This window comes from Desulfosarcina alkanivorans (assembly GCF_009688945.1).
GTDB classification, from domain to species: domain Bacteria; phylum Desulfobacterota; class Desulfobacteria; order Desulfobacterales; family Desulfosarcinaceae; genus Desulfosarcina; species Desulfosarcina alkanivorans.
Genome location: NZ_AP021874.1, coordinates 4063655 through 4079544 on the forward strand (window position 1 = coordinate 4063655; position 15890 = coordinate 4079544).

The 15890-nt window shown below is 39.4% G+C and carries 9 protein-coding genes; all 9 read right to left on the reverse strand.

The window, feature by feature from the left end; genetic code table 11:
* Positions 1–46: 46 nt before the first annotated feature.
* The 9 genes from DSCA_RS17835 to DSCA_RS17875 all read right to left on the reverse strand — a co-directional run bounded on the left by DSCA_RS17835 (position 47) and on the right by DSCA_RS17875 (position 15068).
* Positions 47–1255 carry a porin family protein gene (locus DSCA_RS17835; protein WP_155317711.1) on the reverse strand — a complete coding sequence of 403 codons (1209 nt, stop codon included), beginning with the start codon at positions 1253–1255 and terminating at the stop codon, positions 47–49.
* Positions 1256–1315: 60 nt separating this feature from the next.
* Positions 1316–1768, reverse strand: coding sequence for a hypothetical protein (locus DSCA_RS17840; protein WP_155317712.1), 453 nt, complete (start codon positions 1766–1768; stop codon positions 1316–1318).
* A gap of 82 nt (positions 1769–1850) precedes the next feature.
* Complete coding sequence (locus DSCA_RS17845; protein ID WP_167527843.1) at positions 1851–2984, reverse strand: hybrid sensor histidine kinase/response regulator; 1134 nt, start codon at positions 2982–2984, stop codon at positions 1851–1853.
* Positions 2985–3689: 705 nt separating this feature from the next.
* On the reverse strand, positions 3690–5306 hold the full coding sequence (locus tag DSCA_RS17850; protein ID WP_155317714.1) for a hybrid sensor histidine kinase/response regulator: 1617 nt from the start codon (positions 5304–5306) through the stop codon (positions 3690–3692).
* Positions 5307–5398: 92 nt separating this feature from the next.
* Entirely contained in the window at positions 5399–8677 is a 3279-nt protein-coding gene (locus DSCA_RS17855; RefSeq protein WP_155317715.1) for a PAS domain S-box protein, read from the reverse strand.
* Between the two features lie 86 nt (positions 8678–8763).
* The gene (locus tag DSCA_RS17860) at positions 8764–10809 is read right to left on the reverse strand and encodes a sensor histidine kinase (protein WP_155317716.1); all 2046 of its coding nucleotides are present in this window, start codon (positions 10807–10809) and stop codon (positions 8764–8766) included.
* 155 nt (positions 10810–10964) lie between these two features.
* Complete coding sequence (locus tag DSCA_RS17865; protein ID WP_155317717.1) at positions 10965–11864, reverse strand: phosphate/phosphite/phosphonate ABC transporter substrate-binding protein; 900 nt, start codon at positions 11862–11864, stop codon at positions 10965–10967.
* Positions 11861–13366, reverse strand: coding sequence for a TolC family protein (locus DSCA_RS17870; protein ID WP_155317718.1), 1506 nt, complete (start codon positions 13364–13366; stop codon positions 11861–11863). Before DSCA_RS17870 ends, DSCA_RS17865 begins: the two co-directional genes overlap by 4 nt.
* Positions 13367–13718: 352 nt before the next feature.
* Positions 13719–15068 (reverse strand): sigma-54-dependent transcriptional regulator, encoded by a 1350-nt coding sequence (locus DSCA_RS17875; RefSeq protein WP_155317719.1) that lies wholly within the window; start codon positions 15066–15068, stop codon positions 13719–13721.
* Between the last annotated feature and the right edge of the window lie 822 nt (positions 15069–15890).

Genomic DNA, 15890 nt, shown 5'->3' on the forward strand with positions numbered 1-15890 from the left:
CGACGATAATTTCTTTTGTAACCTGAGCAATTGTCTTCTCAAACAATTAAAAGCTAAATGTAATTTTAGCTGCATACATAAACCAGTCTTCGTCAGTACCCTTGGGGTTGTCAATGGAGACAACCTGAGCAGTACCATCCAGCATGTGCCCCTCTAATTTGATGGTCCAATATTCATTGAGGTCGAAACGGGTGGTAAGTGCCCAATCTTTCTGCCAGGCACCGTGATCCGGTAGTCCCTGGGCTTCTAAAGTATCGCCATCTTTGTCCTCGATATTAGCGTAGTACACAGAATAGTATGTTCCAACCTGAAGCCAATCTGTAAAACGATATGATGCGCTCAAATAATATCCTTCAGATTTGGTCGTATCTTCCGGTAGGACGTTGTCAATCCCAAAAGTTAATTCTTGCCTTGTATATTCGGCTGCAAGCACCAAATCATTCCAAGTGTATTCTGCGGAGGCCACATAATTCGTGATATCATTAAAATCGGCGACCAATGAAGAGCCAGCCGGTAGAGGCCCGAAAGGATAGTTGGTCCGAATATCAGAATCAAGACTCAATGTTAGATAGCTGCCTCCGACCCGCAACCCATCCAGCGGAGTCGACCATTGCAAGCTACCAACATAAGCAGTATCGATGTTAAATTTTTCAACTTCAAATACCCCACGACCAAGAGCTTCTGTTACTTTTGCGATGCCACTGTCGCTATCCACGTCAAAAGTTCCAATTTGAAGTTGATAAGAGAGATCACCAAAAACACCGACAGGTATCTCACCGTAAATACCGGCTCCTTGGATGGCCACGAGAGTATCTCGTTGCAAGTCATTGTAAACACTTTGCGGAAGCAAAATATTGGTTCGCAAAGCGTCAATATCTCTTGTTTCATTATAAAATCCGTAGGGTAATTTTATTTTACCTGCTCGAAATCCGAGCCAATCTTTCCACCGATAATCCCCATAAGCCCAATCTAAGGTGACCTCCCCATTTCCTATGTCACCAAGATCCCTGGCAAACAATTGAAGTCCTAAGCGCAGTTTTTCAGTCAATTCTTTTCCGAAATTAATGCCAAACTCATTAAATTCAAAGGAGCCTTTCTCTGTATTGCCTGCCAAGTAATTGTTGTTGTCCGTTTGCATGTATCCTTGAGATATAAAACCGTGAATATCGATATCCGCAACTTCTATGGCATGACAATTCAAAATATTCAGAAAAGTAATCGCAAAGCTGAGACAAGTCACAATTAGTTTTTTCATCTTTTCCTCTCATTTTTAAATTATTAAAACATTTAATTCAATAGTATTTTATCAAAAGTATCAATTTACAGATAATACCCTTGCTATATCGAGAACAGTATTATTTCCAACATATCCAATAGCGTTAGGTGTCTCATCAATAAAAGTGAGAAGTTCATTTTCATTATTAAATTTTCTAGGAAACTTTCCTTTGCCTGTAAACACTATTCTTTTCCAATAATTATTAAATTGAGAGACACTTTTACCTATGTACATTTTCAGGAATTTTTCATGTACATCACCTGACTCATAAATGACAAAAATAATTCTATTTCCGTCGTTCCATTTCGTTTTTTTTCCAAGATATATATTTTTCAATTCATGTTTACTCAACGAATCAATGCTTAAATTTGGATTAGCTATTATGTTGATATCATCTGCAAAAGCGATAGGTGTTAGTATAAAAGTATTCATAATGCAAAAAAAACCGAATCCGACCATGATTATCGCTGTATTCAATAGATTTTTTCTCACATGACCCTCCTGTTAAGGTTTTTGATTTAAATATAATTATATTTAAACTTTTCAGATGATAGTGTTTTAGAAATTGCAAGTATTAAATTAAGTTATAAACCGGCAATTGAATTGTGAACAATGTCCCCTTACCTATTGTACTAGTGACGTTTATACTTCCATAGCAGTTGTCCACAACACGCTTGACCACCGATAGCCCGAGACCAGTTCCATGACTTTTTGTAGTAAAATATTTATTAAAACATTTATCGATATTATCTGCGGTGATTCCAGAACCAGAATCCTGTATATGTATCAATATTTTTGTCCCTTCTCTATCTAGTTCCAATTTAATTTTTATCCATTTTTCTACGCTTTCTTCCATGGATTCGATTGAGTTTAGAATAAGGTTTTTAAATATTTGCTCAATATCAAATTTATTTCCTAAAACAAATTTTTCGTCCTCATCATATTGGTTTAAATCTATTTTCAGTGACACCTTTTTAATTGTCATCAAATCTTCAAACATTTTTATAGAACTAATCAACAAAGTTTTAATATCAACAACTTCTTTAGGGCGTTCTTCGTATTTATTAAGGCTCAATAGTTCTCTATTAATATGGTTAATTTTTTTTGCAGCCGTTAAAATATCCTTAAAAAATTTGATAATAGCATCCTTGTCATCAAGATTAAGCATTCCCAACTCTGCACTACCGTTAATACAACAAAGCGGGTTGTTAATTTGATGGACTAACATGGAAACATCTTCATTTGAATTTCTTTTAGTCAACTTGTTTTCCATACTTTTATTTGAATTTTTATTATAACTTTCTACAATTTCAATTATTTTTCTCCTTTGTTTATTGCGTTTATAGTCGCGTTGCTTTAGAGCCTTTTGCAGCGAATCATGAACCTTATTAATTGATAACGGTTTTTCAAGATAATCATTAACTTCTAATCGAATAGCTGATTTTGTACTTTCAATATTCCCATTTCCCGTTATCACGATAGATATAATATCAGGCGAACAGGCCTTTATGGTTTTAATAACCTCAAGGCCATTTATATCAGGAAGACACAAGTCGGAAAGTATTACATCATATTTTTTATTAGTAGCTTTTTGAATACCATCTTTACCATTTTCAGCTGTGTCAATTTGATATTTTTTAGAATCCAAGCCTAAAGAAAGCGCTTTTCGGATTGAAGATTCATCCTCTATGATAAGTATTTGTGTCATTTTCCACCTGCCATTTCTTGAATTGCGCATTGAACTCACATTATTTGATAATTGTGAACTGTCCTATGCTTTTAAAAGTTTTCATTCTGCACAACACGTGCCATTTTTATTCCCCAAGCAGGCTAAATATTTTCCATAAAATACAGAGCCTTGCCACGCAGCATTCAGTTAGGCACTAAATAAGAATAATTCATTGATTTTGTTAATGAGAATATTCTTCTTAAACTATTATAATAGTGTTATAATAGTTTATTATCAGAATTATTGTAGAAATTAATCTGTTAAATAAAATGATTAGAATGGCAATTCTATAAGAAGGAAGGCGTTAATTGATACAAACCACATGACACTGAGCAGGCCTTTTCCTAAAACGTAAAAGCCTTTCACCAATGCAAAAAGGGTGGATAATAAACTTGTAAAACGAAATAAGGAAGAATTGTAGCATTAATAATGAATTCTTAAACTCTTATTAATTGGGGCATGCGGAACAATTAAAATGCAATGATAAATTTACTAAAGTTTGCTAATTATAGTCCATTATGTGCATGCAAACACATCAATTCTTACCAAACTTTTTCACCTTATGACAATAATACCATGTACAAAAACAATTTTTTGAATACTTTAGCTTCACTGGTAAATGGATTTTGAGAGTCATTGATTTAAAGTAACGAAGAAACTAAGTATTAATATTTGTACTCGTTTTCACAAAGGTAATTCAATAATAAATGATGATCCTTCACCGGGATCGCTACTAACAGATATCGTTCCGCCATGTTGTCGGATAATTTGGTTTGATATGGCAAGGCCCAGCCCCAATTGGGAATGTTTTGTAGAAAAAAAGGGATCAAAAATATGGGACAAATGCTTTGATTGTATTCCATGGCCATTATCAACCAATTGAATAAATACGGCTTCCCTTCCATGTTTGAAAGTAGAAGATCCCTTGAAGGTCTTAAAATCGATACGGCCACCATTTTTAACGCTCTCATTGGCATTGCATAATAAATTGTCTATTACTTGCCTAATTTCTTTTCGATCACCAAAAATAGGTGGCAGATTTCTTGCCAAAGAGCAGTTAATTTTTACTTTTCCAAGTTCTGCAAGTCTACCGTTAATCGTATCTTCAACCAATGAATTTAAATCTAACGCAATTTTTGATGATATTGATTTCTCTCCGTATTTAATCAACTTCTTGACAATTTTAGCGATCCTTTTTACGTTATGGGACATATCTCTATATATTTCCAGTTGCTCATCCGTTGGATTGAATTTATTCCTGTCGCTCAACACATCAAGGAACAAATTCAATCCAGCCAATGGATTCCTGATTTCGTGCGCAAAACCGGACGATAATTGTCCCAAAGATGACAGTCTTTGTATTCTATTGATCATTTCTTGATCCCTCTTTTTTTTAGAAATATCAGATATACGGATAACTAAAGCGGTAACTGTTTTATTATCCTTAATCGGATATACGTCGATCTGATTGACCGAGCTTTTATTTGAGGGATGGTTTTTTTCGATAGAAACCGCGTTACCGTTCGATATAATTGAACGGATTTCATCGTTATCCAAAGGGTAATATCCTGACAGCATAAGACTTTTAAATGGTTTTCCAATCGCATCCTGTAATTGCATTTCGTAGAAATCAGCTGCAGCTTTGTTAAGCATTTTAACAATCAAGTCGTTTCCTAATAAGAGCATCGGTTCTGCAAACCCGTCGATAAGGGAATGCAAAAGTAAAGTTTTCTTTTTAATTTCAATTTCATATCTTTTTCGAATTTCAATTTCAGCTTCTATTTTTTCGTTTTTTGAATTAAGCTGTGCATTGGTTTTTTTGAGGTCTTGAATAAAAGCTCTATTTTCAATTCGCAACCTCCTTCTTTCAAAAGCTTGTTGGATAGTATAAAGTAGTTCGTGAATATTTTCTAGTGGTTTTGTCAAATATCCAAAGGCGCAATACTCTTTTAGGGCATTAATTACATTCTCAACGGAGGCAAATCCTGTTAGAATGATTACTTCTACATCTCTGTCCAAACGTTTAACTTGTTTTGTAACTTCCAGGCCATCTATACCTGGCATCCGCATGTCTGTAATAACCAAACCGAATTTATTTTCATTAAAAAGCTCTATTGCTTCCTCTCCACAAGATGCACAATCGGTATTGTAGCCCTCTAAGGTAAGAATAGTATTTAACGTGTTTAATATATCTGGTTCATCATCGACAATAAGAACATTTAAATTAGTATCCTTTGAAACAACCAACGATGTAATTGTGTCCTTATATTTATTTTTATGTCTTTTGTTTATATCTTGCATAACGGCACCCTTTTTGATGGGCTCAATTCAGTCAGTGTCTTCTTAATTAAAACTTCAACAACAATTTTATACGAAATTAACAATTCTACTATTTATTTTTTAACTGGAAGTTCTATCGTGAAGGTTGTGCCCTTGCCAATAGTACTTTCGCAACTAATATGACCGCCATATTTTTCAACTATCTGATGACAGATCGCAAGCCCCAAACCAGTACCATATCTCTTTCCCTTGGTAAAAAAGGGCTCCCAGATCTGTTTTATATCGGTAGGATTTATACCTGGACCGTTATCTTTGACTTTGATAATAATATTACTATCATTTTTTTGGTTATCATTATTTATTTTACAAGCATTTATATTAACAGCTCCTTTTGTTCCTATGGCTTCTATAGCATTTTGAATTAAATTTCCAAATACTTGTTGAATCCCAACGGGATCACCCCAAAAAACATCTATATTGTCCGCAATAGATACTTCACAATCTATTTTCTTTCTTCTAAATTTATCTGACCATAAACGGATTGTATCATTTATTAAATTTTTTATATCTATATTGCCTTCATTTGTGACTGTAGGTCTTGAAAAATCAAGAACACGGCTAATGATATTAGCGATCCTATCTACATTTTCCTTTAATTCTTTTAAAATATCTTCAACTTGGTCTGATTTATCAGTCAACACTTGATCGCACAGAATATCTAAAAATAATGATATACTCGACAAAGGATTTCTAATTTCATGAGCGATGCCGGCGGATAGATGGGCCATTGATGATAAGCGATCTGCTCGCATTAATTGTTCCTGGATAATTTTTTGCTCAGTAATGTCCATGAGGATTCCAATCAGCCCAATAATTTTCCCATGCTTATTGGCTATCCTCTTCAATCTGAACCAACCGGTTTTATTACTAGCAAGCTTTAATTCGAATTCTGAGGTCTCCCCATTTAAGACCGATCTATAAAGATATTTAGCCTGTTGTAGAGATTGTTTTTCTACACATTTGAATATACTACTATTAATTATTTTTCCAACTGGCAAATTGACTATCTCGGCAAATTTTTCTTCATTGTTGACATTTCTAATTGTTGCACTTGAATCAACTTCATAAGCGATTATGGGTAGGCTCTCCCAGAGTGCTTTAAATTTTACTTCAGATTGTCGAATAGCCTCTTTCATCTCGGAATACTTTGTAAGATCGATATGATAACTCAAAATTGCTTGGTTTTCCTCGACCCGAATGGGAACAGATCGTATAATAACGGGAAATTCGGAACCATTTTTTCTTTTCATCGTTATTTGATATGGCTTAACAACTTCTTTTTTATAATGTTTATATAAATTTTTCTTGACCAGCGATCGGTGTTTTGGTGGAATAACTAATTTTATCCAATCGAAGGAATTGGATTGCATTTCGTCAAGTGTCCAACCTAGTTTCTCTATTACGGTTTTATTGGCATAAAGAACCTTATTTTCCTGAATGATGCTGATCATATCCGGACAGGTATCTACAAGCATATGGTATCTATTTTCGCTTTGCCGAAGCGATTCAACAAGGCCTTTTTTTTCCTCATCCAATGCCATGCTGTGCAGTGCAAAGGCAATATCCTCTGCGATCTCTTTCAGTAGCGATATTTTTTCCTTTATTTGTTTGCCTGTATGAATATTGTATAAACTAAGGAGGCCATAACTTTTATTATTTTTTAACAAATTGAAGGTAAATACTTGATAATAAAGATTGGAATTTTTGTCATAAAAAACGCCACAAAAGGATTCCCGATCAGCAGGTATATCCACCATTGTTTTAAGACAAGCGTCTTGCTTCCAATTAGGAGAAACGCCCTTTTTAATTTCAGCAATCAGTGAAACCAGATCACCGCCCAATCCTGCACAAGAATTTTCAACCGGTTGTCCAGCATCGTCGAGCAGCTGTATCCAGGCCCCCTTCATATCGGGGTTCGATGTTAGGATCTGGCAGCTTTTACGCAAGAGCCTTTTCCGATTTTTTTCCCTGACGATCAGTTGATTAACGGCGCGGATGGAATACAACGTGGCATTCAGCGATTCAATGGTTTTTGCAGTCTGAACGTACTCGGTGATATCTTGCACTGTACCAAACGCGCTTATCGGGTTCCCGTCCCGGTCGCGGATGTATTCGGCCACAGCTTTAAAATTTCTAACACCGAGATCCTTGTGTATGATACGGTATGTAACCGTCTGCTCTCCCGAAAATGAAAGGGAGTCCTGCAATACTTGGATATATTGATCCCTTTCATCCGGGTGTATTATGTCAATCCAGGCATCTAATGATAATGAAAAGCTCGGCTTCGGGTCCAAGCCGACAAGGTTTAAAAATGAATCCGATGCGATCACATTGTTTGTTGCAATGTCCCACTCCCAACATCCCAGATTTCCCATTCTCTGGGCTTTTCTCAACATCGATTCTTTTTTCTGAATTTTTTGTAAAAATTTCTTTTTTTCAGTGACATCTCGATTAATACCGCAAAAGCCTTTGAATTGGCCGTCATTTCCAAAAAGCGGTGTACCGCTTGTTTCTATCCAAACGAGTTTTCCGTTCTTATGGTGGATTTGGACCTCCAAACCATTTATATTTTCCTTCGCTGCAGAGAGCTTCCGGTACAATGAATCGATACGAATGGCCTCCTCGTTTTGAAATAGCTCGCCAATCTTTTTGCCAACAATCTCTTCCGGCGCATAACCCCAAATGTTAGCCACAGCCGGACTTGAATAGATTACCTTTCCGTTTGCATCTACTTCCCAGATCCAGTCCTGCGATGTCTCGACCAGGGACCGATACCGCGCTTCATTGTTTTTCAACTCCGCCGTAATATTATTTTTTTCAGTCTCGTCCTGAATCGTCTCCACTGCACCGATAATATGTCCCTTAGAATCGAACAGGGTTTGCGCCTTTCCCGTGAAATATCTGTCAACGCCTTTTCCCTTGAAATTCGGAATCGTGACAGCTGCTGTGATGGCGCTATTTGCGGTTTTAAACTTTTCATACGCTTCATCATGACCATCGCGAAGTTGTAATGCCAAATCGAGAAGGGTCGGCTTTGGTTTTCCGTAGAAGGCGCGGCCCACATCAAGAGTCTTTTTTCCCATGATATCTTCAGCCGGAGTCTCCAAAATTTCCTCCGCCATTCGATTCCAGACAATGACGCGGCCCTCCGCGTTCACGGCCGCCACACCCTGAGGTAAGAACTGAACCATTTGTTCCAGCAAATTGTTCCTTTCTTTCAACGCATCACGTTCCGCACGCAAACGGGTCTCATTTTGCCGGCCCTTCTCGAAAGCCAGCTCCAAATTAATGACTTTCTTCTCCAATTTTTCGTAAGATGGTTTTAAGGCCATTTTGGTTATATCCCCTTTTTTCGAGACCGACGGTAATTTCAGTTTCCGCCATATATCTATGGTTAGGTTTGGTGCGAATGGGCGTTTCAGCCGGCAGTCGGAATCCGAACACGCATCGAAGTTCCCGTAGCATCGGTTTGGGTTACTTTGATGTCTCCCATATGATCCTTGATGATACCGTAGCTGATTGAAAGGCCCAGCCCCGTTCCTTTGCCCACCTCTTTGGTGGTGAAAAAAGGATCGAAAATCCTGTCCACATCTGCATCACAAAGCCCAGTTCCATTGTCTCGAACCAGGATGTCTATAAAACGTTGGCCCGCGCCATTGTTGGTTTCTTTTTCTTTTAAAATCATAGGCGTGGTAACTCCAACCTTGGTAACAACCTCTATCTGACCTTTATATGAAGGCATTCGGCTTCCCTCTTTCTTTCTCCCGCTCTGCGCTTTGTCTAACGTACGCCTGTTTTGAACGGGAGTCAGTTCATTATCGGCTTTTGAAAGGATAGCATCTCGAGCGTTGGCTATTAAGTTCAGTACAACCTGCTCCAACTGATTGTTGTCCCCCAGGATTTTTGGGAGATTCGACCCAAATCTCTTCAAGACATTGATACCTCGCAACCGAAGCTGCTCCCCAATAATTAGAAATGAATTATCGATGATTTCGTTAACATCCACTTTCTGAAACGTTGCATGAGACTGCCGCGAAAAGGTTCTTAGATGGTTGATGATATTCATCATCCGTTTCGTGTTGCGATCGATTGGCTCCAAAAGGTTGTTTAGGCTATCAACATCCCCTTTCCATTCTCGGATAAAATGCTTGGTGATTTGCGCGTTGCTTCTTATAACCATCAAAGGTTGATTCAATTCATGGGCGACTCCGGCCACGAGTTCCCCGATGGAGGCAAGCTTGCCCGACTGGACAAGTTGAGCTTGAGTGTTTTTCAACTCTTCATAAGCGTTCTGCAAGGATGTTTCGATCTTTTTTCGATGAGTGATGTCCATTAGCAAACAAATAGCACCATCCATAAAACCAGAATTATTTTTTAAAATCGAACCGGACATAAGTATGGGGATTTCGTCTCCTCCCCTAATTATTATGGTTCTCTCGATGTTTTTGATAGATTTTTGCTTAAAAATTTGTTCCAACCAGTTCTTTTTAGAGGAGGCGTCTTTATCAACTATGACATCCTCGAATAGATCTCTGTCATATAACTCCTTGATAGAACATTTAAAAAGTTTCAGGGCCGCATCATTAACCAGTTTAATTTTCCCATACGCATCCAATACTATCAGCCCTTCGCTCATACTTTGTATGATATTGTCCATATAATCTTTAGAAACAGTTGTTTTCTCAAGACGTTCCGTCATTATGTTGAATGAGTTGGCTAGCATTCCCAACTCATCGCTAGTTTTTAGGCTTGCCCTAGCGGACAGATCCCCTTCCGCTACCGACAGGGTCGCTTTTAAGAGTGAAAGTATCGGGACAGTCAAATTCCTGGCAAAGAAATAGGATCCCAAGATTGCTGCCAACAAACAAAAAAGCCCCAACAACGCAGTTAATTTATAAATGGATTCTGATTGGTTGTGGAGAGGCTTGAGGGATAACCCGATATAAAGCCAGCCCCATTGGAGGCTAGAATATTGCAGGGGATATGAAAAGCGATAAACTTCCTTCCCTATCAAGGGGCTATACACCATGTACCCTTCTGCCATCTCGCCTTTTTCAAAACGCCATTCAGAATCGGGATGCTCGTGCATCTCCCATTGTTTGGAGGTGTGGACCAGTGTAAATCCCCTGTCTCTGGAAACCACTATATAATGGATTCCGGAGCTGTTTCGCAGCACTTCCAAGCAATGTTCGACAATGAATTCGTAGTCTTCATCGACAATTGCATTGCCGCAAACTTGGCTGAGAGATGCGGATACACTTCGAGCCTCTGATTCAAGGCTCAGCAGCAACGCATCCCGCCCTTTGACGATCAATACCAATGAATACAGACCGATGATAACCAAAGAAAACAGCAACAGGAGAACAAAGGTCCGTTGAAAAATACCCCGCTTCTCTCTTATAGGACCCTCGCCACCGTTTTCGGAAGAGCTGATTTTCAGGCTGGTTGAGTTAGGAAATCCCATGATTTCTTCCCGCCACCCTTGCACGGCAACATGTTTGTTTATTCTTGATCGTTGGCCATTTTCGTTATCTTATGATATCAAGTTCATATTGTAGAAGCCAGCCGGCCGGCAGGCTGCCGAAAGGGCCATCTTGTCCGCAACCAATTATGCAAAGCCTAATGGCTGTCGAGAAGCGCCTCGTATTCATCGATAAGCGCTTGTACACTTCTTAAGTCCGCAGGCGTGCTTCTGATTAGACGATCCATTTTAAAGAGCAGCAGGATTTGTTTTCCACGCGTTGTTCGATGCAATTCCAATGCTGATTTCGTGAGGGGCGCTTTCCAGCTTTGATCATATCCTTTGCGAAGAATGCCTACTGTGTCCAGCATGGTTGGCGATGATGCCACGACTTTCAACTTCCTTGCAACTTGGGGATTCAGTTCGGTCATGGTTTCATAAACGGAGTTAGGAACGACACAGATATCGGCGCGTTTGAAGAAAACGGATAAAACTGCTTGTGAAGCTTTTTTCTTTTTTAATATGGAAGAATAAAAAATATCCGCCATTTGAAGGTTACTACGGAGGAGCAGTGTGTCTAAAAAAAGACGGCTCAAGGTATCATGCTCAATGACCGCCAGAATACCGCCTTGCGTATTTACAATAGGTGCCTGCTTGTTTTCAGAATGAACGATGGTGACGTATTTTCTACTTTTATTATTATGATAGATGCCCGAAAAGAAAATTTCTGCGTTTATTTCATCTTTGAAATAAAGATAATCCAACGTCGGCGTGACTGCCATGTCGAGATGGCCGGAATTTATCTTTTGAGTTACGTCTCTTATATCATTAATTATCTGGCCACTAACCTTGATACCGACCTGATTGCCGATTTCCTCAATCCACAGCATTATTGCAGCTCTGGCATCTTTTATATCCATGTCGCCTAATACTGCGGCTACAAATCCAATCTTCAGAGTTGGATCGGTTCCTTTCTGCTGGGTCTCTGCCAAGGCTGTGAGCGTAAGAGGAAAGCAAATCAGAAAAAGTGTCATAAGGCCTTTTGCGAGAAACCTCATTTCGCGGCTCCTTGTCGCAATGGTTCGAGGATCTCGTTACCGATGATGAAGTCCAACCTGGATCGGCTGACAGCATGATCGTGGCGGGCTTTCAAATATTGGGCACTGATAAAAGGTTCGAGCAGCTGTGCTTCAATGACCTCTTTGGTCTCTGCAAGCTCATTTTGATAGGCGCGCACATTAAGTTTTCGGTTCTCCCGAGCCGAGGCAAGAGACTCACCGGTTGCCATTACCTGTTCCTGGGCGCGGGCTAATTGAAGAAATGTGTCTTTTACTAGAAGACCAAGGCCCTCCTTAAAATACAACTTTTCCTGCTTTTTTTTCTCAAATCGCGCCGTTGCTTCCCTAATTTCATTCTTTGTTCTAAACCCCCTGAAGAGTGGTAATTGCATGCTAATGCCAATATTCCAAGATTTTATGTTTTTATCGCTCATTATTCCGGCATCATAAGAATTGTCAATGCGGCTCAGATTTCCATTCAGTGCTATGGTGGGGAAATAGCCACTGCGCGCCTCCTTGATTCCAGCTTCGGCAGCCTCAAGGGCGAGCTTAAGTTTGGACCATTCAGGGTTGAACTGATAGGCATTGGAAATAAGTTCGTCCAATTCCACGTTGAAGGGTACAAATGGGATCTCATTGGCGGCTGGCACAACGTGCTCGCGCCAACTCAATCCGATAGCGTTGGACAGTGCCGCTTTTGCGAGCTCTTCGTTGGAAGCGAGGAGGGCAACGGATGAACGAATCGTTGTTACGATAACCTGCGTGCGAAGAAAGTCGGTTTTCATTACAGTACCGGTTCCCGTCTTGTAGAGCATTTCCGTCAATTCCAGTAAAACGTTTAATCTATCCAGCGTTTCACGACCAAGTTTGTGGAGGCTGGTCGCAAGCACAGCACCGTAGTATAGCTTTTTCGTATTGAGGACGATTTGAAGATCGGTTTTTCTTGCCGCTTCTTTTGCTATGTTTACACCCGTACTTGCCTGCTTGGACATGGCGGTTCGCTTGCCCCCCATATATATAGGATAGACGAGGCCTACCGAGCTGATTAGTGAATCTCTATCCATTAGCTTGACGTCTATTTCGTGAACTGTAACGTTTGACTGTATTGGGGTTGGCCCAGGGCCTTGCACAGTGAGAGCCATTGTGGATTCAGGAAAAATTAGATTGGGGCTCTCATCCAGTCTATTGGCATTCATCTTTAGCGATAGTTGCGGCCAGTATGTGGAAAGAACCTGCTGATGTTGGGCTTCGGCAATTTTTATGGCGGATTCGGAGATTTGTCGCTGGCGGTTTTTTGTCAAAGCGATCTCCAAGCAATCCTCTAAGGATAGATTCCGAATTGCGTTACCAATGATTTGGCCGGAAAGAGTTTCGGAACCAAATGTGGGACCACAAAAAAAAAGCAAGAACGAAATGTTGAAAAAAAGAGTTCTGATCCATATTCGGGTATACCATCCCCTAAAACTCTTTTCCTGGATTGAAACTGTACTATGAATGTCCATGTATACGTCTTTTCTGGCATTTTATTGGATCGTTATCGAATCGATTATATCGCCTGCAGATGTTCCCGCACTTATCGTTGGTTGACGTAAGCGTTGTTAGTTGCACCCTATGCATTATGCATGTTATGTACCATGATATCATTCAGCATATAAAGCATTGAATACGCAAGGATTATGGAGAGAAGCCAACGCTGAAAATGGCGAGCAAAACCTTAGTTTAGTCATTATTGCAGAAGAGTAAGAAGAATATTGTTACTTGGTAAGCACCGAATGCAAAAAAATGGAAATTGTTTGTAAATCGAATTGTTGAATTTCAATTGTGGGGGGCAAATTAGATCGATGCAAATCCAGTTCAATATTTCAAACCGAGTTTTTTTATTCGGTATCGAAGCTTGTGAACAGGCATATTAAGCAATTTTGCTGATTCTACAACGTTGCCACGGGTTCGTTTTAACGCCTCCTTAATCAGGTTTCTTACTGTTTGCCCATAGTCAAGGGTATGATCCGCTTTTAAACCTGAAACCTTTTCTTTACACAGATCGAAACTATGCAAAAAATGCTTCGGCAGAAGTGTATCGCCATCTTCAAGAAGGCTTACCCGCTCCAAAATGTTACGAAGTTCGCGTACATTGCCGGGCCAATGATATTGAAGCAGAGCATCCTTTGCTTCAGGAGAAATGTTTGTAAAGCGCTTGCCAAATTTACTGCCATAATGGCTCAAAAAATGTTCCGTTAAAAGAAGTATGTCGCCCTTTCGATCACGTAGGGGAGGAACTTCGAGCTTAACCACATTGAGACGGAAAAAAAGATCCTTTCTGAATTGTCCTTTTTCAATTGCATTTTCAATTTTTGAATTAGTGGCCGCTATGACCCGGGCTTTGACATTGACTTCTTTGCTACTTCCGACTCTCTTGAACTTCCTGTCCTCAAGAACACTTAGTAGTTTTGCCTGTGCGTCAAGCGACATGGCACCAATTTCATCCAAAAAGAGGGTTCCCCCCTCCGCCTCTTCAAAATGTCCTTTTTTTCCCTCTTCCCTGGCTCCCGTAAAAGCACCTCGTCCATATCCAAACAGTTCGCTTTCGACCAAATCTTTTGCGATGGCAGCGCAATTGACGGTAACAAATGGGCCACCGCGCGTTGATGTAGAGTAATGGATATTACGCGCAAAGACGCCTTTTCCGGTACCGCTTTCTCCCACAATCAGGACAGGCGTATCCATACTTCGAGACAACTTATTTACAACTACCATCAGTTCATGCATTTCAGGGCTTTTACCGATAATTTCAACTTTATAGCGATTTGCCTCGGATTGTTGCATGAGGTGGAGCTGGTTCTTAAGAGCTTTATTTTCGAGGGCATTTTTCACAGCCAGGAAAAGTTCCTGGGATTTTATCGGTTTTACCAGATAATCATAGGCACCTATCTTCACAGCCTTTACGATGGTATGAATATCTTCAACTGCCGTGACCATTACAACCAACGCGCCTGGATCCATTTCTTTCAGCTTTTTTAATACATCGATACCCGTCATATCCGGCAGGCTGATATCCAAAAGCACTAGGTCCGGTCTTTCCTGGTCAAATAATTTTATCGCGGAAGATCCTTGTCTTGCAGTGATAACTTGGTATTTGCTCTCCAGGATCATTCGGAGCGCCTTTAAAACGCTTTTTTCATCATCAACAATCAATATACTTTGCATATCAACGCCTCTTCGAATGGGGTTTCACTACTATTAGCAAAAGGGAGGCGGCCCTAATAATAGCTTTATATAAATTTTGGTCCACATCTATTGCGAGAGTGGCTTTCATGTAACCTCAAGCGTAGAGAGTACCGAGGATCTGAAAGTGTTCAACCGGTGCTAATCTCTCCATATAGAACCCACAATTGTTTCGTATCGATATAGCATATTGATAAATCATATTATTTCTTCTGTAAGGTCCACTAAAAACCAGTGAATAATAAGTTATCATTTAGGTTAATATTGGTTGCTTAGCCTATTTTATCGATCAAGGCCTGTAAAACTTTAAAAAAATGCCGAAATACAAGTAACATGAACCCTATCATGCAAAATCCGTTTTCAAAGCATTCGGCTCAGACCGCCTTGACTGTGGGGCATTCCGTTTAGACTATTAAAAAGCACGTCTAAATCAGAAATTTTGAACTACTGACAATAGTATAAAGTGTATAACCCTCTATTTTGTAAACTTTTTTTTAATTTTATGTTACCCCATTCATGGAGAATGATAATATTCTAATCGATTCTCGATAATAACATAGGTTGCCCCAAACCTCCACACAAGAGATGCATTCTAACAGTCTATAATTAATATCAATATGTTGTTTTATTTATTTTCTCTAAAATGGCACAATATATGCTTTGAGGATCTTCAATAAGTATAGAGGGAAATAGGACTGACAGAAACTGCTTGGGTGAAGCGTAACATCATCGTTGACAGCTATATTGCTGAACACTGAGGGTGCTCCGCTCCGTATCCATCACATGAAATAGGTTGAAAAAAAT